Source organism: Flavobacterium sp. TAB 87, assembly GCF_001529295.1.
Taxonomy (GTDB): Bacteria; Bacteroidota; Bacteroidia; order Flavobacteriales; family Flavobacteriaceae; genus Flavobacterium.
Map to the genome: position 1 here is coordinate 110,479 of NZ_LLWK01000035.1, position 23,611 is coordinate 134,089.

Sequence of the window (23,611 nt, forward strand, 5' to 3'; positions counted from 1 at the left end):
TTACACGTGTAAAGCTCTGTTGTCCGTTGCTGCTAATGCTGCTTCTTTAATTGCTTCAGCAAAAGTTGGGTGCGCATGACTCATTCTTGAAATATCTTCCGCAGATGCTCTAAATTCCATAGCAGTAACTGCTTCTGCAATCAAATCGGCAGTTCTAGCTCCAATCATGTGAACGCCTAAAACTTCATCTGTTTTCTCATCGGCAAGAATTTTTACAAATCCGTCCAAATCACCACTAGCTCTTGCACGACCTAATGCTTTAAAAGGAAAACTTCCCACTTTATATTTAGTTCCAGCTTCTTTCAATTGCTCTTCTGTTTTTCCAACAGCAGCTACTTCTGGCCAAGTATAAACTACGCCAGGAATTAAGTTATAATCGATATGTGGTTTTTGACCTGCTAGAATTTCCGCAACCATAGTTCCTTCTTCTTCAGCTTTGTGCGCCAACATTGCGCCACGAACTACGTCACCAATAGCATAAATATTTGAAGCAGTCGTTTGCAAATGATCATTTACTTCTACTTGTCCTCTATCTGAGATTGTAACCCCAGCTTTATCTGCATTTAAACCCTCTGTGTACGGACGACGACCTACAGAAACTAATGCATAATCTCCTTCTAAAGTAATAGTTTGTCCTTTTGCATTTTCTGCTTGAACAGTAACTAGATCTCCATTTCTTTCAACCGATTGTACTTTGTGAGAAACATAGAATTTCATTCCTTGCTTCTTCAATACCTTAGTTAATTCTTTAGACAATGAACTATCCATTCCTGGAATAATTCGGTCCATAAATTCTACTACAGACACTTGAGCCCCTAAGCGTAAATACACTTGACCCAATTCAATTCCGATTACACCACCACCAATAATAACTAAATGTTTGGGTACTTCTTTTAAAGATAAAGCTTCGGTAGAAGTTATAATTCTCTCCTTATCAATTTTGATAAATGGCAAAGAAGAGGGTTTTGAACCCGTTGCAATAATTGTATATTTTGCCTCAATAGTTTCAGAAGTTCCGTCTTGTTTTGTAACGGCAACATGTGTTGCATCTACAAAAGAACCTACACCATTAAGAACCGTAATTTTATTTTTATCCATTAAATAATTGATTCCGCCAACGGTTTGATCAACAACTCCTTGTTTGCGAGCAATCATTTTTTCTAAGTTCACTTTTACCTCACCAGAAAGTTCAATTCCGTGATCTGCAAAATGTTTAATTTCTGCATAATGATGTGAAGATGCTAACAATGCTTTTGATGGAATGCAACCAACATTAAGGCAAGTACCTCCTAAGGCGTTGTATTTTTCGATAATTGCTGTCTTAAAACCCAATTGCGCGCAACGAATTGCTGCTACATATCCTCCAGGACCTGAACCTATAATGACTACGTCAAATGAACTCATAGTATTGTTTTTTTGTTTTGAAGTACAAAACTAAGAAATTAAGTTATGTTAAATGTTTAAAGTTTGGCTTTTTTGCAAGGAGTTTTCAAGTTTGAATTTAAGAAGAGAAATTTATCCGATTTCTATGGAAAAAGTAGAGAGTTCAAACCGACAAAGACACCAAGGTTACTAGTTTAAAACGTACAGAAAAATTGAGGTTCAAAGCCTTTTTCTGCTTTTCAATATTTTTGATTTTATCAAATTTTAATAAAAAGTAAATTTTAATTCTAGAAAAGTCGTAATCGTAAAGATTACAACCCTTTAAAGCGAATTTAAAATCTTTAACACTCTACAACATTTTCTAACTCAGCAGCTTTCAACCTCTCTAAATTTTTATAAACTCTGCCACTGTAAGACTCTTAACCTAGTCAAATCTGTATCTCTGCACCTTCTAAAAAGAAACCACAGTCGTATTTTTAACTTCACTAATCATAAAAGTGCTTTGCGTACTGCCTATATGTTGCAATGTGGTTAATTTGGTAACCAAAAACTCGCGGTATTCGGTCATGTCTTTAACCATGACTTTTAAAATATAATCGTAATCGCCGCTCACATGATGGCATTCTAAAACTTCGCTGAGTTGAATGACTTCTTTTTCGAACTGTGTTAAAAACTCTTTCGTGTGTTGCACCAATTTAAGATGACAAAAAACCACAAAGCCTTTATCGACTTTAGTGGTATCAATTAAAGCAACGTATTTTTTAATGATTCCTTCTCGTTCCAGTTTTTTAATACGTTCGTACACTGCCGTTACAGAAAGGTTCAGCTTTACCGACAATTCTTTATTGGTCTGTTTGGAATTACTTTGTAGTAAGGCGACTAATTTTTTATCAACAGTGTCTAATGTCATGTTCGTTGTTATTTTGCTTTTCTTGAGAAAAAAGAGTTGAATCGTTACTCTCTTATTTACACTAAATACGAGCTTATTCTATTTGAAAAATAATCTACAGCACTACTGTCTAAAGCAAAAATAAAGATTTAAAAACTAAAATATATAGAATACTTAGTTTTAAAACCTAAATAGCATTGTAAGTATTGAAATATAATCTATAATACTATTACTTTGATTATAAATTCAATTAAAAACCAAACCCTAGCCCCGATAGCAGCGGCATCCTTTTGTCCCGATTTTTTCGGACAAAAGATACAGCGAATAGCGGGAATAGCTTCCAGAAAAAAAATCATTATGAAAAATTTTAATCCAGCCGACAACATTCAAGATTTGCAATATTTTGGCGAATTTGGAGGTGTAAATCCTTCGATTTCTGACTCCTCTACCTACACTTTTTTATCAGCAAAAACCATGTTTGATACTTTTGAAGGCAATATGGAAGGCTGTTACCTGTACTCGCGTCACTCCTCGCCTAGCAATTTATACTTAGATCAAGCGTTGGCTGCTATGGAAGGAACCGAAAGTGCGAATGTGTCTGCTTCGGGAATGGGTGCGATTACGCCCACTTTATTGCAGTTGTGTGGTGCTGGCGAACATATCGTTTCGAGCCGAACTATTTATGGCGGAACGTATGCGTTTTTAAAGAATTTTACACCGAGAATGGGAATCAAAACGACTTTTGTTGACATTACAAACTAGCATTTGGTAGAAGCTGCGATTACAAAAGACACCAAAGTTTTATATTGTGAGACGGTGAGCAATCCGCTCTTGGAGGTTGCCGATATTGTGAGTTTGTCTAAAATTGCTAAAAAACATAATTTAAAGTTGGTGGTTGATAATACGTTTTCGCCACTTTCGGTTTCCCCTGCTCGATTAGGTGCTGATGTTGTGATTCATAGTTTGACCAAATACATCAATGGAAGTAGCGATACAGTTGGAGGCGTAACCTGCGCTTCTAGCGAATTTATTAATGATTTGAAAAATGTCAATTCGGGAGCAAGTATGCTTTTAGGCCCAACAATGGACAGTTTGCGTTCGGCTAGTGTCATGAAGAATCTAAGAACCTTACACATTAGAATCAAGCAGCACAGTTTGAATGCACAGAATTTGGCAACTGAATTTGAAAAAGACGGATTGAAAACGGTCTATCCCGGTTTAGCAAGTCACCCCAGTCACGAGTTGTACAAAAGCATGATTAATACCGAATATGGTTTTGGCGGAATGTTGACCATTGATGTGGGTTCCTTAGCAAAAGCGAACCAATTGATGGAATTGATGCAAGAGCGAAACTTGGGTTATTTGGCGGTTAGTTTGGGTTTTTATAAAACATTATTTAGTGCGCCAGGTACTTCGACTTCAAGTGAGATTCCGCTCGATGAGCAAAAAGAAATGGGCTTAACAGACGGATTGATTCGGTTTTCTATCGGTTTAGACAACGACATTAAACGCACTTACGAAATGATGAAAAAATGCATGCAAGAAATAGGTGTCTTGTAAAAAAAAACAGATTTATTAAATTAAAAAAGCCATTTTGAACAGTATCAAAATGGCTTTTTTTATGAGTAGAATTAATCTTAATTTTTATTAAAAATCATACATTTACCTGATTTCATATGAATTTTATTTTTGAGGATTACTTCTCAAAAGCTGTGCGTTGTCTTTTTTAACTAAAACACTATGGTGTGAAAGTCTGCAAGATTAAATTACGAAAAAAAGTAAAAGTTAGTCACTGACTAATATGTGACAAAAAAATTAGAAGCTAAAGCGAAATGTATACAGTTTTAAACTCTATTTTCAATAAATCAAAAATACTACTCATAAGAAATGATACAGAAGTATTCAATTGTTTTTATGCCTTCGAAAGTTATTATTGCAGAGATAAAAGCTCTAAAACTACAATTGGCCGAAACAATTGGTTGGTTTAATAGTAAAAATTATTTGGCTCATATTACCATTTGTGAATTTGAAGTTGATGACAATCAATCCGCACGCATGGCAACAGAAATTATTAATGCTTGCAAGTATTTACAATCTAAAGCTCTGGTTTTTGATCATTTTGATTGTTTCGAAAAAAATGGTGCTTATTTTATTGCGCCAAATTCTGAATCCGAAGATTTCTTAAAAAAAGCGATGCAAACCATCAACAAAAAAATCAGTTTTAAAGGTAAAAAAACAAGTTCAGTTCCTCATTTAACTATTGCACGAAAACTTTCAATAGAAAACCAAGCTGTCGCCAATAAATTATTTCAAGAAATTAATCTTTCTTTTTTATGCAAAAGTGTGTTTTTATGTCGGTTTGATACCGAAAAGAAACAATACGAGGTACTTTCTGAATTTCCGTTTACCGATCAATTTCGTTTTGAAAATGCGCAACAAACTTTATTTTGAAAAGTGCTTTTTATTCCACAAAAAAATCATCTTTAAAACCAATTAAATACAATTTATTTTTGGCACGTGTCATCGCTGTATACAACCATCTTATGTAATCGCGATCAATACCATTGGGTAAATATGGTTGTTCAATAAAAACAGTATTCCACTGTCCACCCTGCGACTTGTGACAGGTAATGGCATAAGAGAATTTAACTTGAAGTCCGTTAAAATATTCGTTGGCTTTTACTTTCTGAAATTTCTTGTATTTCGTGGTTTCTCCCTCGTAATCTTTCATTACTTCTTCGTATAAACGATTGGATTCTTCGTACGTTAATGAAGGAGATTCGCTTTTTATCGTATCTAATAATAATACGGTTTCAAATGGTTTTTGATTGGGATAATCGACCATTCGTATTTTTACTTTGGCAAATTTGAATCCGTACAATTCTTGAATATTAAAAATTTCCAACACTTCGATAATATCACCGTTGGCAATAAATCCTGCTTCGTCGGAATCTTTGAGCCAGAAATAATTATTTTTAACCACCATCAAAAAATCCCCGGTAGAAAGTTCACTTTCTTTATCTAAGATTCGAGTACGAATTTGCTCATTGTATTGATTGGCTCTTTTGTTAGAGCGTACAATAAATGCAGTGTCTTCAATACTATAATTACTATAAGCCTGATTAATAGCATCCTGAATATCATAACCATCTGACAAACGGACAATGTCTTTAAACTTCTTGACATTAAATTTAAAATCAGTAATAAAACTATCTTTTAAAAGTTCTCGCAATTCGGTCGCATTGTACAAAATTCCCGAGTTTTCTTCCTGACGCATTACTTCGTCTAACTCTATGTACTCTACTTCTTTGTTGTAATTAACCGCCAAAGTATGTGTATCTAAAGCCGGACTAATGTCTAAATTTACTGGCGGAAGCTGTGCAGTATCTCCCAATAAAATCATCTTGCAATTGGTTCCTGAATATACGTACGAAATCAAATCATCTAATAAAGAGCCGTTTTCGTACAACTTAGAATCCGAATTGGTGTCTGAAATCATAGAAGCTTCATCCACAATAAAAACGGTGTTTTTGTGTTTGTTTTGCTGCATCGTAAAAGACACGCCACCGCCCGATGCTTTTTTAGGAAAGTATATCTTTTTATGTATGGTAAAAGCTGGCTTCTCTGAATAACTTGCTATTACTTTTGCCGCCCGACCAGTTGGTGCCAGCAAAACATATTTTTTATCAATTTCTATTAAGTTATTTACAATGGTTGAAATAACAGTGGTTTTTCCAGTTCCTGCATATCCTTTTAAAACGAAAATAGTATCATTTGAAGAATCTGTCAAAAAAATAGCAATCTTCTGAAAAAATATATCTTGCTTAAGCGTTGGGGCAAAAGGAAATTTTTTCTGTAAAAGACTGTAAAACAAAGAAGAACTCATAACTTAAAATTTAACTACAAAGTAAGGCCTTTTTTGATGAAAAATAGTTAGAAATGAAGTACAATGGTAAGAAATGAATGTAATAATAAATTTAAGATGACAGCAACTTTTTACCAAAAAAAATAGTAACAGTCAATAAAAATTTATATTTCAGTTTTGAATTATAGTGCAATCAATCTTGTTTTTTACATTTTAAATTGCTCTTCAAGTTTGTCTTTATTATTGAAATGGATTTTGTAAGTTTGTGATCGCATTTTGTGCGCACTTGCCCCAAACAAGTAACGAATTGTAAATTCAACTATGTCAGTACCCAACACTAATATTACATCCAAAAAATACAAAAAATTAGTCATTCAAGTTTCATTGAACGGACTGTCTTTTTGCTGTTTTGATACCTTAAACAATACCATAAATGCTTTAAGCGACGTCCATTTTGATCAGTTTTCTAAAGAAACTAAGATTGAGGATTTATTTGCCGACGCTTTTAGTAAGCACTCTGAGTTAAAAGAATCGTACGATGAAATTGTGGTAATTCACAATAATAACTTATCTACTTTTGTACCCACAGCACTTTTTGACGAACGCTTTTTAGGAAGTTATTTGCAGTACAATACCAAAGTTTTTAAAACTGATTTTTTTGCCTATGACCAAATTGAAAAATATCAAATGAATGCGGTTTACATTCCTTATGTCAATATCAATAATTTTTTTATTGATCAATTTGGTGCTTTTGAATACAAGCACGCCAATAGCATTTTAATCGAAAAGTTACTGGATGCATCCAAAAATAACGATCAAAAAAAGATGATCGTACATTTTAACCAGCGTCATTTTGAAATCATTGTCGTTCAAAATCAACAATTATTGTTATTCAATTCTTTTGATTATCAAACACCAGAAGATTTTATTTATTATTTACTGTTTACAGCAGAACAGTTACAAATGAATCCGGAAACTTTGAATCTCGAATTATTGGGAACAATTGCAAAAGACGACGCCTACTTTACAATCGCTTATAAATACATTCGAAATGTTTCTCTCTTTAACGTCTCTAACCTGAAAAAGAACAATCATTTTACCACTGCTCAAAATCAACAACATTTTATTTTATTTCAATCATGAGAATCATTTCAGGCAAACATAAGGGAAGACGCATTTCGCCACCAAAAAATCTTCCGGTAAGACCGACAACCGACATGAGCAAAGAAGCATTATTTAATGTTTTGAATAATCATTTTAATTTTGAAGGTTTAAAGGTTTTGGACTTATTTTCGGGAACCGGAAACATAAGTTTTGAATTCGCTTCGCGCGGAAGTTCGCCAATTACTTCGGTTGATGGTGATTTTGGTTGTGTAAAATTTATCAAGCAAACAGCAACAGAATATGATTTTAATATTGCTGCAACTAAAAGTGATGTCTTTAAATATTTAGAAAATTGCAAAACGTCTTACGATATCATTTTCGCTGATCCTCCGTACGGAATGGATCAAGCTTCTTTTGAAAAAATTGTATTAACTATTTTTGAAAGAGAACTGCTGCACGAAGACGGCATGATGATAATCGAACACTCTAAATATTCTAAATTAGAGCATTTAATTAATTTCTCTTTTCAGAAAAATTACGGCGGCTCCTTTTTTAGTTTTTTCGAATTTGATAAAGAGCACGAGCAAGATTTAAAAAACTCAGATACTAATTTGCGAATTGTTGACGAAGAAGAGGATTAATATCTTGTATAATAAAAACAGCAAAAGCCTTCGAACAATCGGGGCTTTTGCTGTTTTTACAAACTTTTGTTTTGGTTCTGTATCCAAAATGACTTTATTTAATTTTATGTACAAGTAAGGATTATTTCAACAGTTGTCGTCTTTGCGGTATCGATCTAAGGTTTTGAACAGTATAAATTTTTATATTTCCTAAGGATCACATTGCTGAAGAACAATTATTTCGCGCCTAACAATTATTTTTCTTTAAAAATTTGTTTATTCCAAATATTTAGTCGAAGTTTAATCTATATTCAAATACACCTTATTATGAAACATTTTTACATATTATTCGGTACACTTTCTCTATTTTTCACACTGTCTGTAAGCGCGCAGTCAGCGAAAGTAATTAGAGTTGAAGATGGAAATACAATAGTTGTTCAGGATAAAAACAATAGTTTAATTACATTAACATTGGCTGAGGTGCTTTGCCCAGATGCTACCAAGGCATTTGGTAAAAAAGCTAAAAAATACACCGATGCCGAAGTACTTAATAAAGTAATTGAATACAATATTATTAATGTAGATAGTCAAAAGAGAAATATTGCTATTGTCTTTTATGATAATAAATATTTGTCTGAAGAAATTATTAAAAACGGCTACGGATGGCATTTCAAAGAAGAGTCCATTTATAATTTCAAAATTTTAAATGATTTGGAAAATTACGCAAAGAATAACAAAATTGGACTTTGGAACGATTCAACTATTATCATTCCGTGGGAAATAGCAGATAAAGTAACTGGAAACCGCTCTCAGTTAAGTGAGACACGCGATCCTAGACGCTAATATTTTACTGGAAAAGAAATTTCGACTTCATTAATGGTACCTGTTCACTATTAGCGTAAATTTCCACAAAAATGAACTACTATATAATTACAAAGTGTATAGATAGTTTAAAACATAACCGCCTTAAAAACAAATTTTTAATTGAAAGCTGTGTAAACTTATCAAAAGTTTCGCAGCTTTTAATTTTTTACAACAACGCTTCCAACAACGGCTTCTTTTAATAAATTTAAAGACGATAGCCTCACAAAAAAAAAATCAATTAAAATAATTAACATCAACGCAAATCAGCTTTCAAAGTCTTGAAGCTAAATTAGGGCGCTAGAGCACTTTTTTGAAATTTAATAATTGCTGTTTTAATAACATTAAGATAACATAAACCTCGAATTGTTATAGGACTTTTGTACAAAATTAAACCCAACTAAAAATGGAGCAGATTTATGTTATAATGTTGATTGCGTTAGGAGTTTTGGCAATCATAGATTTAATGGTTGGCGTGAGTAATGACGCGGTAAATTTTTTGAATTCCGCAATTGGATCTAAAGCAATTTCCTTTAAAACTACCATGATCGTGGCGAGTGCGGGAGTATTAATTGGTGCCATGTTTTCCAGCGGTATGATGGAAATTGCCCGAAGCGGAATTTTTGTACCAAGCATGTTTAGTTTTAACGATGTGATGATTATTTTTCTGGCGGTAATGATTTCAGACATCCTCCTATTGGATGTTTTTAACTCTCTAGGTCTTCCTACATCGACTACCGTTTCTATTATTTTTGAGCTTTTAGGGGCTGCGGTTTGTCTTGCTTTATATAAAATTTACACTGCAGATGATTCTTTAGACACTTTGGGAATGTATATTAATACTGAAAAAGCGTCGGCAATTGTTTACAGCATCTTGCTCTCTGTTCTTTTATCCTTTGCGGTGGGTAGTTTGGTACAATATATTTCGAGGTTAATTTTTACATTTCACTACGAGAAAAAATTAAAATATTTTGGTGCTATTTTCGGTGGAATTGCTATTTCGGCAATTACATTTTTTATTTTAATTAAAGGATTAAAAGGAGTTTCATTTATTTCTACACAGCAATTTGCTTGGATCGATAAGCATCAGTTTTTGATTTTGGGAGTTAATTTTGCGTTTTTTACCTTACTTTCTCAAGTGCTGATAAGCTATTTTAAAATCAATATTCTGCGGGTTATCATCATCATCGGAACTTTTGCTTTGGCACTTGCTTTTGCAGGAAATGACTTGGTGAATTTTATAGGTGTGCCAATTGCGGCATTCAATTCGTACGAAATCTTTAATGCTAGCGGAGTTTCGGGCGATGCTTTGATGATGGGAGCTCTTGCAAATGATGATATTGTTGCTCCGTTTTACTTCTTGTTACTGGCAGGAATTGTAATGGTAATTACGCTTTGGACGTCTAAAAAAGCAAAGGCGGTAATAGAAACTGGGGTAAATTTATCTCGCCAAGGTGACGGCGTGGAAAAGTTTTCTCCAAATGCAGCTTCGCGAGGGATCGTGAGATTGGGTGTTTATATTGGAGAAGGAATCAACTTCTTCTTACCTAAATCATTGCAAATCAAAATTGACAATCGTTTTATAAGCGTCAAAAAATCAAGCAAAAAATCTGACGACGAACCTGCATTTGATATGGTTAGAGCATCGGTAAATTTAATGGTTGCGAGTATTCTGATTGCCATAGGAACATCGATGAAATTGCCGTTATCAACTACGTACGTAACCTTTATGGTTGCCATGGGTACTTCTTTTGCCGACCGAGCTTGGGATAGAGAAAGTGCCGTTTATAGAATAGCTGGAGTTTTTAAAGTTATCGGAGGTTGGTTTTTTACGGCATTCGTTGCTTTTGCGTTAGCACTTATCATTGCATATATTTTAAAAATTGGTGAGGTTTTTGCATTTGTAGGATTGCTTTTGATGCTTGCCATCATGCTGTACCGAAGCTCTAGAAAATACAAAGAAAAGGTTGCTGTTGAAGAAGAAATCAAGAGCTTGAACAAAGAAGATATTGGTACTGTTACCGAAATGATTGCCGAAAGTTCTGCCCAAATTTCGAAGGTTTTCCGCAAGACTTCTGCCTTGTATTCAAATGTAATTGATAATTTAAGTTTGCATGATTTAGCCAAACTGAAATTGAACAAGAAAGACCAAAAGAAACTTGAAAAAGAAATTGATGAGCTAAAAAGTAACGTATTTTATTTCATCAAAAACTTAGACGACAATTCAGTTGAAGCTAGTAAATTCTACATTTTGATCTTAGGTTACCTGCAAGATATGGTTCAGTCTATAGACTTCATTACTGCTACTAGTTATTCGCACGTGAACAATAATCATAAGCCTTTAAAGTTTAATCAGATTCGTGATCTTAAAACAATTGACCGACAGGTGCAGTATTTACTGCAGCTTCTTGAAGACAGTTTTAAATCTGAAGATTTCTATAAAATTGATTTAATTTTAAAAGACAAGCAAGTGTTATTGGATACTGTTTCTAATCTTATTTCGAAGCAAATTAACCGAATTAGAACTACCGAGACGAGTCCGAAGAACAGCAAATTATACTTCGCTTTGTTATTAGAAACTAATGATTTGGTAAAATCAATTATGAATTTATTAGAGTTGTTTAAAGAGTTCAATACACATCAAAAGAGATAATTATTAGTACAAAAACATGATCAAAAAATAGATCGTGGTTCATAGCCCTGATCGAAACGGCATCCTTTGTGTGCGCCGCAGCGCGCACAAAGATAAAGTGCAGAGCAGGAAGTTTGTTGCTATAAAATGCCAAACATGATGCTCCAAAATTAAATCTTAAAATCAATTATCCGATGGCCGTTAAATACTAAAAGCTTTCGCCTGTGTTGACATAAAAGCTTTTGGAATGGTTTCCTACTGCGTACGAAGCCACCACATTTGTCTTGGTTTTCTTGTCTATTAAAAGTCGAAGTCCAACGCCAAAGGCCGGTTGTATGTACTCTAAAACCTGAATGTTTCTGTCTCGGTCGCTGGCTGAGGTAAAATTACCAAATACGGTTCCACTCAACAATTGGTTGCACAAAATAGGAAAACGATATTCAGTTTCAAAATAAACCAAATCTTGTCCGCGCAACAGTCCTTGTGTGTACCCTCGCCCGCCTCTACTTTGCTGGTCAAATCCTACGGCTGGTAAATTTAAATAAGGTAAATTTCCTTTGGTTAAAAACTGACCGTAACTCCAGAAAGCTAACACGTGCTGATCGTTTGTTTTGCTCAACGGAATATAATATTTGAGCTCGGTAAACAGAACCATGCTAGCTGCTCCATTTTTTTCGACGGGCAAATTGGTTCTGTAATTTACGTTAGCAAATAGGCCGTGATTAGGATTGACTAAGTTGTCGCGCGAATCATAAACTAAATTGGCACTGATTCCTTTTACAGCATATTTGTCGGTACGAAAACCATGCAAGGTGTTGTAGTCATTGTGATAAGTTGTTTCATTATTGGCCAGATCCAAAGGTTCGTCCACAATGTTCATGTAAACATCATAGTGAACGCCGCCGCCCATGTATAAATTATCTGCTACGAGAGCGGATGCAGTTTGATGAAATTTAATAAAATCATATTTCATGGGTTGCGCAATGGACTCGATTTCGAAATCGGTTTTGGGTGGCGGAATAATATCTGCTCCTAGTCCGTAATTATCTTGTGAAAATTTATAATAACGCCAATCACCACCCAAATACAATTTGTTGTGATTGAGTAGCAAGTTACTTTTTACATCAATCAATATTTGTTTTTTGGTAGTATAGGTTGCCATTAAGTAGGCAGTCGAATATTTATCTTCGGGCAATTTACCTTTAAAAGTATATTGTGTTATAGCTCCATAAATCAAACCATTGGCTGGCTGAACGAAAACTACCGGCAAGATGAGTAAGAAATTGTCTTTTGTGGGTTTAATTACCGCTAAAGAATCTTTCTTTTTAAACAGCTCTGGCAAATCTTTAACTGGACACTCTCTTGAATCGTTATCGTCGTTCTGCGCAAATGAGAATTGAGAAAAAAGCAATAGAATGGGTAGTGCCACAACGGTTACCCATTTACTTTTAGTGTTTTTAGACATGTAGAATTAGTTTTATGTATAAAGGAACAACATTTACTAAAAGAAAAATTCTTTTTAATCAATTATTTTATACCGACAAAAGTATAAATGTCCACGTTAAAAGAAATGCAGGCAACATCAATTGCATTTGAAATTATTAAAAGTACAAACTGTTTAGAGCTCACTTTCAGTACAAATTCTAATACGATAAAATCACTAATAGATAATTAATTATTTCCCGATAACCCAACCCAAACTAAAATTTGCAACAATTGATAAATCTGTATTATACCGATCAAAATTTACTCCAGCTCCAAAGTTTAAATTTAGATTGAATTTTCGTCTATAAGTCCGTTGCAAACCCCACACTGGCGCAATGGTCAATGATGGTACATATTCTCCAAAGTTTTTGTTAGTAGAGATCGATTGAAAGTTATAAATAGCAGTTACTGCCATGAAATTTCCAGAATTAAAAGCCGTTTTTTTGCCTTTAGCTGCTCTTTTCTCTAAGTTATAATAATGTCGAAACTGTTCTTGAATAAAGGGCATAAAGTAAAAGGTTGACTCATTGTTAAAATCACTAGATCTATAACCAAATCCTGAAGTAAGTTCAGAGTAAAGCGTGTTTTTATCAGAGAAAGCATGTTCATAAACAAAACCCGGTAATAATACATTAATTTTAAATTGACTTTTAGCAACAGTCACTACTGCTTCCTCTTGCGCTTGAACTCCCGTAAATAGTAATAATGATGCAATTAAAAGAAAGTATTTTTTTGACATTTTGATTTATTTTTTTTTAAAACAAAACAAAAGTAGTACTTAATAAGATAATCAAAGTAAAAACTTACATCTTTATTATTCGATTAGTAGTTGCAACCTTCAATATTATAACTAACATAAAAAATTATATAATAATAATTGCAGCGCTCGGTCCTAAATTTGGGTATAATTATAAAACAAACATCATGAATTTAAAAAGATTTTTCGGAGCATTACTTACCATTTTAGGAATCGGTGGATTGATTTATACTGCTGTCATATTTGCAGGTACAGGTGGAGAGACTAGAGATATTAAGACGCTGGTAATTTATGGAATACTTGGAATCGTGTTCTTTTCTGCTGGTATTAGTCTGGTTAGAACTACTAAGGACGAATCTTAATTTCTAAAGGTGAAGGAGAAAATTAAAAAAATGCAGACCTGTAAGCCGGATTCTGTTCTTGTTACAAGTAACAATACCTTATCATTTATCTAGATCACGTATTACTACGGGACTCGAGCTACCTACCCTTCAACAACGAACGAGACGCTCTTAAATGCTGATATACTTGGTATTTCACCGCATAGAGTTTACCTGTTTTCACTACAGCATTACCTGTACATACTTTCTGTTGCACTTGTCCTGATTCTGATTGCTCAGAACCGACGGGTGTTACCCGCTATGCTTCTCTGTGGTGTCCGGACTTTCCTCCCCCCGCCAAGGCGGGAGGCGATAAGGCGGTCTGCGGGTGCAAATTTAGTTTTTTATTATAGTCATATCCTAATTAATCTCATTTTACTTTACCAGTAGTTTTCTGAAACCTTTTACGCATAAATTGTCTATATTTAAAGTTCAACTTTTAAATCTTGAATCATGGTAAAAATGTACCACTACAGCACGGTCGCTAAAGCCCTAGATCAATTACATGAAAAGGGATTTACGTTTGACTACAATGTAAACGAGGCCATTATTGTAAAAAATCCGGAGAAATTCGAAATTGTTCACATTTATCGTTACGAAGGAAATTCAGATCCTGGTGATGAAGCCGTAGTTTACGGAATTAAATCATCATCCGGTAAAAAAGGAGTTTTTGTGGCTGGTTTTTCGGCAAATAGTCAAACTGAAGCGTGCAAAGTCTTAATTGATTTGAGCATCAAAGGCAGATAAGATAATTTGATACAAAGTGCATTTACTCTATTATTAATTTTGTTACTTACCTTATGTAAAATACCTACGAGTTTTTGTAAATGACAATTGATCTAAATTGAAATGATGCAAAAACTTCTGTTAATTCTATAAATTGAAAACGAAGTAATCTCTTAATTTTGAAAAAAATAAACGTAATCAAAACTTGCAAAATACAGTATGTAAATTGATCTTTTACTCAAATTATCTTCTGTATTTAGCATAATACCATTAAAAAATAATAAATATTTAAATTATGAAAAACATAATAAACAGAATTTTAGTATTAAGCATAATACTTTTTTCATTTACGAGTTGTGAAGTTATTGGTGGAATTTTTAAAGCCGGAATGGGTGTAGGTATATTTATAGTGATTGCAATTATAGCTGTTATCATTTTTGCATTCAGCAAACTTTTTGGAGGTAAAAAATAAAATACGTACTTTTTAATTCCAAAAAAAACTCCCGTACTATAAACAGTATGGGAGTTTTTTAATTTTATAACGCTATTAAAATTAAGAATACATCTTCTTTCTTAATTCTTGTACTTTTTCGTCATCTAGATAGTCATCAAACGTCATATAACGATCAATCACTCCATTTGGTGTTAGCTCTACTACTCTATTACCAACAGTTTGTGCAAACTCGTGGTCATGAGTGGTAAATATTATCGAACCTTTAAAGTTTTTAAGCGAGTTGTTAAAGGCTGTAATCGACTCTAAGTCCAAGTGATTGGTTGGTTCGTCTAACATTAAAATATTAGCGCGCTCCATCATCATACGAGACAACATACAACGTACTTTTTCGCCTCCCGACAAAACTCTACTTGTTTTTAATGCTTCTTCTCCCGAGAAAATCATTTTTCCTAGAAATCCACGAATGTGCACTTCATCACGTTCTTCTTCTGTTTTTGTCCATTGACGCAACCAGTCTACCAAACTTAAATCATTTTCAAAATATTCGTGATTTTCAGCAGGTAAATACGCTTGATTAGTTGTTATCCCCCAGTCGTAGGTTCCTCCATCTGCTTGTTGCTTTCCGTTTAAAATTTCATAAAAAGCAGTTGTAGCGCGTGAATCTTTAGAGAAAAGTACAATTTTATCACCTTTCGCCATATTCAAATCAATTCCTTTAAACAAAACATCTCCTTCCACAGAAGCGCTTAGTTGTTGGATATTTAAAATTTGATCTCCCGCCTCACGCTCTTGATCAAAAATAATTGCAGGATAGCGGCGGCTCGAAGGCTTGATTTCAGAAATATTCAACTTCGAAATCATTTTTTTACGTGAAGTTGCTTGTTTAGACTTGGCAACGTTGGCACTAAAACGACGAATAAATTCTTCTAACTCCTGCTTTTTTTCTTCTGCTTTCTTATTTTGTTGTGCACGTTGCTTTGCCGCTAATTGGCTAGACTCATACCAGAAGGTGTAATTTCCTGAATAATGATTAATTTTAGAAAAATCAATATCTGAAATGTGTGTACAAACTGCATCAAGAAAGTGACGGTCGTGCGATACTACAATAACAGTGTTTTCATAATTTGCTAAGAAGTTCTCTAACCAAGCGATGGTTTCAAAATCCAAGTCGTTAGTAGGCTCATCCATAATAAGCAAATCTGGATTTCCAAAAAGAGCTTGTGCCAAAAGTACACGTACTTTAATTTTTCCTTCTAGATCACCCATTAAAGTGTAATGGTGTTCTTCGCTTATTCCTAAATTAGATAGCATTGATGCTGCATCAGAATCAGCATTCCAACCGTTCATTTCTTCAAACTGCACCTGCAGCTCTCCTATTCGGTCTGCATTTTTATCATTATAGTCTAAATAAAGTTCATCCATTTCTTTTTTAACGGCATACAAAACTTTGTTCCCCATTAAAACGGTTTCCAAAACAGTATGTTCATCAAACATATTGTGGTTTTGATTTAAAACCGACATACGTTTACCTGGTTCCAAATGAACGTGCCCAGCAGTAGGGTCCATTTCGCCTGAAATAATTTTTAAGAAAGTAGATTTTCCAGCTCCATTGGCTCCAATAACTCCATAAATATTACCGTGTGTGAAAGTGGTATTTACTTCGTCAAACAAGATTCGTTTGCCAAATTGAACTGATAAATTATTGACTGTTAACATGAATTTCTATTTAATTAATTTTGTGCAAAAGTACAAAAATTAACCATATAAGCGCTAATTACTACCAAGACGATTAATCAAACGCTACTTTATAATTTATAAATTTTATAAAAAACAAAAAGAGCTTCATTTTTCAATGAAACTCTTTTATTAACGTACTGATTTAAGCTACTACTTATCTCTTATATACCGTAATAATACCTAAGGCATCTTTTACTTTAAGCTCATTAACAGTTAAGTTAACTATATCACGCTTAATAGAAATTCCGTCAACTGTGGTGGTTAAATCATTATGAGATCTGCTATAAGTACCTTCGCTGGTAGATTCAACACATTCTCCTCCTACTTTGTTAAACTTACCAAAAACTACCTTACTACTTACTCTTAAATCCATAAAGTTTCTGTCACAACCTTCCACATTTTCTAAAGCATCGATAAGTTCCTCTTTACCGTTAATTACCAAACCAGTTTGCGAAACCAACCATTTTCCTTGAATAGGTGCAAGCGTTTCTCCTTCATTGTCATCGCTACTGCATGAGATTGCAAAAATTCCGATAAATGCGATAAGTGCTAATACTAAACTTCTCTTTTTCATTGTATTTGTTTTTTTTGTGATTATTAACAGCAAAAGTATCGAGAAGCAGCACTATTATTATTACAGAATTTCGGTAATAATTTACATTACTAAAGCTTAAATTTATACGAATACGCAAGATTTTCATATAAGATATAAAACAAAAAACCCGATCAAAAGATCGGGTTCTTACCATTAGCTTCTTTAAACAAACCAAATAACAAATTAAAAAGAAACTAATGTACATTCAAAATATAAAAATCAGATTAAAACATAAATAACCAAACTCAATTTTAACCACTCTAATTTTTAATCTTTTGAACTAACTATAACACTTACTAATACAAACTAAATTAATTTTTTAAGACTTGAATAAACTGCCAACTCTACATCAGCATGTTCTTTTGTGTTGCATTTTTCAACTAATTCTAATAGCGATTTTCCATCTACCTTCTTACCATCCAACAGTAAGACAATTTGCTTTGAGGCATCACTTAAATTCTGCACTAGTGGCAAAAGAGGCTGAACTAGTGGCGCATTAGCAGCCAAATTGTTCAGTTGATTATTTAGGACAATCCATTTATTTAAAAATCCAATAACTATCGCCTTATTATCCTTATCTTTTTTAAGTAAGTACGCATCAACTACTTTTGCAAAAGCCATAGCATCTGGAGCATCTGGAACACATAGATCAGCAAAAAGAGTTAGTGGAGAATACATTTGATATTCTGTTCCACCTTTATTTCGAGTATATCCTTTTAAAGGTTCGCAAACATTCGAAAACGCTCTTAAAGCTTCGACGTTTTGATTGTTGCTTATATTTCTAAGCAAAACTTCCTTATTTTTCAAATGCGTAATTCCTAATTCTTCTAATTGTACAGATACTTTCGCTAATCGCTTGTGCATGCTTTCTAAATCTGTAATGTCTTCAGCAGACCATAAACGTTCTGCAATTGCAATAGTTCTTGGCCATATTCTCGAATCAATAGTTGCAGGTGAGGCTAATTCTGTCCACATAGTGGCTTCTCCTCCTAATATTCTAGCTTTTTCAACATCTGAAAAATTAGCGTTTTTAGGCATTGGATCATTTAAATAATGCGTATCAACGCTAAGCAATAAATCAATATAAAATCCATTCGACAACACAGTTTTGTAACCGTTTTTTGCTGCCTTAACTAAGGATTCGCCTGGTTGCATGCCTTCATGTGCACCTCTCCAAGAATGAATAATAGCATCTTTAGACATGTCTTTGGTCATGATTTCTTCCCAACCCATTAATTGCTTGCCATGTTTTTTAAGCATCGGAACCAATTTCATTGTAAAATAAGTTTGCAAATCATGGTTGGTTTCTAACTTATTTTTCTTTTTAAATGCTTGAATTTTAGCATTTGCATCCCAATCTTTACCTTCATTTTCATCGCCACCAATATGAAAATAGTCACCTGGAAACAAAGGACAAACTTCATCAAAAATTTCACTCAATAATTGATACGTTTTTGGATTTGTCGGATCTAAAGTTGGCGAAAAAATACCTGCATTACGCTCTAAAGTATACGTTTGAAAACCACTTGCTTGTGCGTTCTTTTCAACAGTTCCTCCAGCAATAGAAATTACTTTACTTCCAACTTCTGGATATGCTGTTAAAATCGCAGTACCGTGTCCTGGCACATCAATTTCGGGTACTACTAAAATACCGCGCTCATCTGCATATTTTACAATTCCTTTAATTTCTTCTTGTGTATAAAACAATCCATCAGAAGCTACTTCGGTTAATTTTGGATGTTTTTTCATTTCAATTCTCCATCCTTGATCATCTACTAAATGCCAGTGAAAAACATTCATCTTAACCGCTGCCATAGCATCAATATTTCTTTTTACAACATCAATTGGTTGAAAGTGTCTTGAAACATCTAGCATTAAACCTCTCCAAGCAAACCTCGGAAAATCCGAAATTGTACTATTAGGAAAATAAAAACTAGTCGCATTATTTTGCATCAATTGCAATAAAGTCTCCAAAGCATGAATGGCTCCCAAATCACTCGTAGCATTAATTGTAATTTTATCAGATTCAATGTCTAAATGATAACTTTCATCTTCATACAAACCAATTTTACCACTTTTAGTACAATTAATTTGCAATTGCGCTGTTGGTTCTTGGTTTAATTTTGTAATAAAACCTTGTGTAAAAAACAAGCCTGTTCTACCATCTAATCTACGCAAAAATCTGGTCGCTGCGCCATAAACTCTACTGTTAGGAGCACCAGTAATATTTATTTTAAAATCTTTATTTAAAGAAAAATTACCTTCGTTTAAAGAGATGTTCTGAGGCCAAGGCATTACGTTTAACTCCTCTTTTTTAACTTGAGCAGTAACCATTACACCAACGAAAAGTAGAGCAAAAATATATTTCATTTTAATTGGAATTGAAAACTATCAGCACTGATAGTTACAGTAAATATTTTTAAAAAATTCGGAGTGATTCTATTTGAACCTCACTTTCGCAAAATCCATCTGAATTTATTAATCTGACATTATGAGATTATTATTTAATAATCAAAGCGTTTAAAAGCTTCTATAGCTTCGTATTCGGCCAAACCTAGATCATCATAAAGAATAGCAGTATTTTTGTTTCTGTCCTCTGCTCTAACCCAAAATTCTCTAGAGTCATTTCCTTGAAACATTACCCTATCTTTTTGTGATTGATGGTATAAAATAGCGTGACGCTTAAGTAGAACTTCTGATGGACTTAATGGAACAGCCATATCGATTTCATGGATATCCCATTCATGCCATGCTCCTCGGTACAACCACAACCAACAATCATTCATAAATAATTGCGATTTTAAAGCGCCCATTGCGGCAAAAATAGCATTCAAACAAACTTCATGAGTTCCATGTGGATCTGCTAAATCTCCAGCAGCAAAAACCTGATGCGGTTTAATTTTAGTAATGATGTCTTTAACAATTTCAACGTCAACTTGTCCTAATGGATTCTTTTTAACTTGACCCGTTTCATAAAATGGCAAATCTAAAAAGTGTACGTTTTCATCTTTTAAGCCAATGTATCGTACTGCTGCGTAAGATTCTCTTCTTCGTATTAATCCTTTTAATTTTCTAACTTCAAGGGAATCAATTTGATTTTCAGACTTATTGTTTAAAAATGCAATTACTTCTTTGAAATTAATATCAGTACCGTCAGTACCGATAAAATCACTACAAACTTCAGCGAACTTAAGTGCTTCGTCATCTGTAACGGCTATATTTCCAGAGGTTTGATATACCACATGTATATCGTGACCTTGTTTTATCAATTTTGAAAAAGTCCCTCCCATAGAGATCACATCATCATCAGGATGTGGACTAAAAAGAATAATTCTTTTTATGGCTGGATTGGCTCTTTCTGGTCGAAATGAGTCATCCGTATTTGGTTTACCACCTGGCCATCCAGTTATAGTATGCTGTAAAACATTGAACATGTTAATATTCATGTCGTAAGCAGAACCTTCTTGCGCTAGTAAATCAGACATTCCGTTATTGTTGTAATCACGGTCTGTTAATTTTAAAATAGATTGTTTTGTTTTTTGACACAACCAAACAATCGCTTTACTTTTTAATTCTTGAGTCCATATGCACTCTCCAACTAACCAAGGCGTTTTAAAACGCGTTAATTCAGATGCAGCCGATTGATCTAAAACAAAAGTAGCATTGCAATGATTCTGTAAAAATGTTGCTGGTATGATAGAACTAATTTCTCCTTGAATTGTTCTCTTTATAATATCAGCTTTGTTTTGTCCCCAAGCCATCAGTACAATTCTTTTTGAACGTAGAATTGTAGATACTCCCATTGTAATCGCTCTTTTAGGAACGTTATCGATACCATTAAAATCTGATGAAGCATCAATTCTAGTGATATGATCTAAGGTAATAATGCGTGTTCCAGAATTAATATGTGAACCTGGCTCATTGAAACCAACGTGACCGGTGCGTCCAATTCCTAATAATTGAAAATCTAATCCACCTGCATTTTTAATATTCATTTCGTAATCGATGCAATATTGGTTTATTTCATCAATGGTTACGGTTCCATCAGGAATATTGATATTTTCAGGTTTAATATCAATGTGATTGAACAAATGTTCATGCATAAAATGAAAGTAACTTTTATTGCTTTCCCTTGACATTGGATAATATTCATCCAAATTAAAAGTGATAACATTGCTAAAGCTTAGACCTTCTTCTCTGTGCATTCTAACTAATTCTTCGTACACCTTCACAGGAGAAGAACCAGTTGCTAAACCAAGTACACAAGATTGATTGTTTTCTTGTTTGGATCTAATTAATTGAGCAATTTCTTGCGCAACTACCTTTGAAGCTTCTACTGAATTTTTGAATATTTCGTTATGAATTTTCTCAAAACGAGTTTCTTCAAATTTACCAGCACTTTTATAGCTAATGTCAGATTTGATTTCTAAAGCACTTTTCATTGTATGTTTTTTATGTATAACTATAAAGATCTTTCTGTTTTAATAAATGGTGCAAGTAACATGCGTTACTCACACCATATATTTCTTAGTGTAATTAAACGCTAGAAGTTTGCTTTATCAGCATCCCACCACAATCTAGTTGCTCCATTATCAGGACCACCTAACGCAGCTTTACCAGATTCTACTCCTTTAGGGTTATTAGCAATCTCAGATGCAGCAAATGGCAAACGTCTAACTCCAAACTCAGTACTAATTACACCATCACTTTGATTATTTGTGATTCTAAACAATTTAGGATAGCCTGTTCTTCTATATTCAGACCAAGCTTCTTGACCATCAGGATAAGTAGCAATCCATTTTTGCGTAATAATTTTTTGTAATTTAACTTCGTTAGAAGCTGCTTCATTCCATGCTACAGTTATATTATTTACTGCAGGAGCATTGAATTCTGAATTTACTAAATCTACATAGTCTTTAGCAATTTTTACGTTATCTGAGATGTATCCATCTGCACCAGCTAAACCATTTTGCTCAAAAGAAGCTCTAATACCAGACTCGTACAAATCTTTTGCAGTACCACCCATGTTCCAACCACGCAAAGCACCTTCAGCTCTTAAGAAGTAAACTTCTGCAGTCGTCATCCAAGTAACTTCACCAGTTTTAGTACGAGCACCTGTTTGTGAAAACTTGCTATAAGTTTGCGGAGTAGGATAAACTATACCTGTTCTTACACCTTTATATTTACCAGGTGCAATAGCTGATGTATTCCAGTAATAAGCCATACGAGGGTCATCGTATCCACCTAAAATAGACTCCATATCTGCACCCATAAATAATCCACCCCAAGCGTGACTCATCACGTCAATAACATTTAAATCAACCGGTGATTTAATTTTTAGGACATCACCATTAGTAGTGAAAACGCCAATAGCATTATTAACTGACTTCTCCGCTTCTGACTTTGCCATTGCTGGATCAACCTTAGAAATACGTACGGCCATTCTTAAACGCAATGAATTAGCATACTTAACCCATAATGCGTAGCTTCCTTTGTATGATGACAAATCTGTATCTGCGAAAGTTGATGCTTCATCTGCTGCAATTCTAGATTGCAAATCATTAACGGCGAAATCTAAATCTTTAAATATCTGCGTATAAATGTCTTTTTGTGAATCATATAAGGCATCACCTTCTGTTCCAAATGAAGACATTACTGCTGGTCCGTACATATCGGTCATACGTTGCAAAGTTGCACCCTTAATAATAAGAGACCACGCATAGAAATTATCGTATTTACCTTTTGAAAGTTGCTCAACCTTATACATATTTGCAATAATTGCAGTATATGCATCATCCCAAGCATAACCATTCCATCCTGGATTTAATAAGTAGTTGTGGTTACTTATTCCTCCAAAAGCATTAGGTGTAGTCATGTAACCAGACCATCCATCTGCTTGCAAACTTTGTTGAATCTGATACATCCAAGTAACATCGCTTATGAACAATCTATTGAAAGCAGGCTTAAATGGAGCTTTAATAGTATTATAATCCTGAGCTAGTTGATCATCTGATGCTCCAACTTTATTTGTATTAACCTCATTAAAATTGTCAGTACAACTAACTGCCGCAAGTAAAGAGAAACAAAACGCTGTTCTTTTTATTTTATTTATTATCATAATTT

At 33.8% G+C, this 23,611-nt stretch carries 18 protein-coding genes, 1 other RNA gene and 1 pseudogene; 9 read left to right on the forward strand and 11 right to left on the reverse strand.

Features of this window, described 5'->3' with window-relative positions; translation table 11 throughout:
* Positions 1-1,404 (reverse strand): dihydrolipoyl dehydrogenase, encoded by a 1,404-nt coding sequence (lpdA, locus tag AP058_RS07310; protein ID WP_066308587.1) that lies wholly within the window; start codon positions 1,402-1,404, stop codon positions 1-3.
* A 430-nt stretch (positions 1,405-1,834) separates the two neighbouring features.
* The gene (locus AP058_RS07315; protein ID WP_066308588.1) at positions 1,835-2,293 is read right to left on the reverse strand and encodes an Lrp/AsnC family transcriptional regulator; all 459 of its coding nucleotides are present in this window, start codon (positions 2,291-2,293) and stop codon (positions 1,835-1,837) included.
* A gap of 336 nt (positions 2,294-2,629) precedes the next feature.
* Here AP058_RS07315 and AP058_RS07320 point away from each other — a divergent pair.
* Positions 2,630-3,832: pseudogene (locus AP058_RS07320) on the forward strand (aminotransferase class I/II-fold pyridoxal phosphate-dependent enzyme).
* A 327-nt stretch (positions 3,833-4,159) separates the two neighbouring features.
* Entirely contained in the window at positions 4,160-4,723 is a 564-nt protein-coding gene (locus AP058_RS07325; RefSeq protein WP_066308591.1) for a 2'-5' RNA ligase family protein, read from the forward strand.
* Positions 4,724-4,733: 10 nt separating this feature from the next.
* Here the strand turns inward: AP058_RS07325 and AP058_RS07330 are convergent, their stop codons facing one another.
* Positions 4,734-6,158: an ATP-dependent RecD-like DNA helicase gene (locus AP058_RS07330; protein ID WP_066308593.1), complete on the reverse strand. Its 1,425-nt coding sequence runs from the start codon at positions 6,156-6,158 to the stop codon at positions 4,734-4,736.
* A 300-nt stretch (positions 6,159-6,458) separates the two neighbouring features.
* Here AP058_RS07330 and AP058_RS07335 point away from each other — a divergent pair, with 300 nt between their 5' ends.
* The 4 genes from AP058_RS07335 (at position 6,459) to AP058_RS07350 (ending at position 11,375) form a co-directional block, all read left to right on the forward strand.
* On the forward strand, positions 6,459-7,280 hold the full coding sequence (locus tag AP058_RS07335) for a DUF3822 family protein (protein ID WP_066308595.1): 822 nt from the start codon (positions 6,459-6,461) through the stop codon (positions 7,278-7,280).
* Positions 7,277-7,882, forward strand: coding sequence for an RsmD family RNA methyltransferase (locus AP058_RS07340; protein WP_066308597.1), 606 nt, complete (start codon positions 7,277-7,279; stop codon positions 7,880-7,882). Before AP058_RS07335 ends, AP058_RS07340 begins: the two co-directional genes overlap by 4 nt.
* Before the next feature lie 306 nt (positions 7,883-8,188).
* Positions 8,189-8,704 carry a thermonuclease family protein gene (locus AP058_RS07345; protein WP_066308598.1) on the forward strand — a complete coding sequence of 172 codons (516 nt, stop codon included), beginning with the start codon at positions 8,189-8,191 and terminating at the stop codon, positions 8,702-8,704.
* A 424-nt stretch (positions 8,705-9,128) separates the two neighbouring features.
* Complete coding sequence (locus AP058_RS07350) at positions 9,129-11,375, forward strand: inorganic phosphate transporter (RefSeq protein WP_066308600.1); 2,247 nt, start codon at positions 9,129-9,131, stop codon at positions 11,373-11,375.
* A gap of 187 nt (positions 11,376-11,562) precedes the next feature.
* Here the strand turns inward: AP058_RS07350 and AP058_RS07355 are convergent, their stop codons facing one another.
* Complete coding sequence (locus AP058_RS07355) at positions 11,563-12,819, reverse strand: BamA/TamA family outer membrane protein (protein ID WP_066308603.1); 1,257 nt, start codon at positions 12,817-12,819, stop codon at positions 11,563-11,565.
* Between the two features lie 210 nt (positions 12,820-13,029).
* Entirely contained in the window at positions 13,030-13,578 is a 549-nt protein-coding gene (locus tag AP058_RS07360) for a hypothetical protein (protein WP_066308605.1), read from the reverse strand.
* Positions 13,579-13,763: 185 nt separating this feature from the next.
* Here AP058_RS07360 and AP058_RS07365 point away from each other — a divergent pair, with 185 nt between their 5' ends.
* The gene (locus tag AP058_RS07365; RefSeq protein WP_066308607.1) at positions 13,764-13,958 is read left to right on the forward strand and encodes a hypothetical protein; all 195 of its coding nucleotides are present in this window, start codon (positions 13,764-13,766) and stop codon (positions 13,956-13,958) included.
* Between the two features lie 25 nt (positions 13,959-13,983).
* On the opposite strand, the gene rnpB is transcribed toward AP058_RS07365, so the two are convergent.
* Positions 13,984-14,305, reverse strand: an RNA gene (gene rnpB / locus AP058_RS07370) — RNase P RNA component class A.
* Positions 14,306-14,429: 124 nt separating this feature from the next.
* Between rnpB and AP058_RS07375 the strand changes: the two genes are divergently transcribed.
* Together AP058_RS07375 and AP058_RS16985 are read left to right on the forward strand one after the other, a co-directional pair.
* Positions 14,430-14,723: a hypothetical protein gene (locus tag AP058_RS07375; protein WP_066308610.1), complete on the forward strand. Its 294-nt coding sequence runs from the start codon at positions 14,430-14,432 to the stop codon at positions 14,721-14,723.
* A gap of 274 nt (positions 14,724-14,997) precedes the next feature.
* Entirely contained in the window at positions 14,998-15,174 is a 177-nt protein-coding gene (locus tag AP058_RS16985; RefSeq protein ID WP_197413388.1) for a hypothetical protein, read from the forward strand.
* An 81-nt stretch (positions 15,175-15,255) separates the two neighbouring features.
* Here the strand turns inward: AP058_RS16985 and AP058_RS07380 are convergent, their stop codons facing one another.
* The 5 genes from AP058_RS07380 to AP058_RS07400 form a co-directional block, all read right to left on the reverse strand.
* A complete protein-coding gene (locus tag AP058_RS07380; RefSeq protein WP_066308613.1) occupies positions 15,256-16,872 on the reverse strand; it encodes an ABC-F family ATP-binding cassette domain-containing protein in 1,617 nt (538 codons plus the stop codon).
* Between the two features lie 175 nt (positions 16,873-17,047).
* Positions 17,048-17,467 carry a lipocalin family protein gene (locus tag AP058_RS07385; RefSeq protein WP_066308616.1) on the reverse strand — a complete coding sequence of 140 codons (420 nt, stop codon included), beginning with the start codon at positions 17,465-17,467 and terminating at the stop codon, positions 17,048-17,050.
* A gap of 327 nt (positions 17,468-17,794) precedes the next feature.
* Entirely contained in the window at positions 17,795-19,858 is a 2,064-nt protein-coding gene (locus AP058_RS07390) for a beta-N-acetylhexosaminidase (protein WP_066308619.1), read from the reverse strand.
* Between the two features lie 134 nt (positions 19,859-19,992).
* A complete protein-coding gene (gene nagB, locus AP058_RS07395; RefSeq protein ID WP_066308622.1) occupies positions 19,993-21,930 on the reverse strand; it encodes a glucosamine-6-phosphate deaminase in 1,938 nt (645 codons plus the stop codon).
* Between the two features lie 101 nt (positions 21,931-22,031).
* Complete coding sequence (locus AP058_RS07400) at positions 22,032-23,606, reverse strand: RagB/SusD family nutrient uptake outer membrane protein (protein WP_066308625.1); 1,575 nt, start codon at positions 23,604-23,606, stop codon at positions 22,032-22,034.
* Positions 23,607-23,611: the final 5 nt, after the last annotated feature.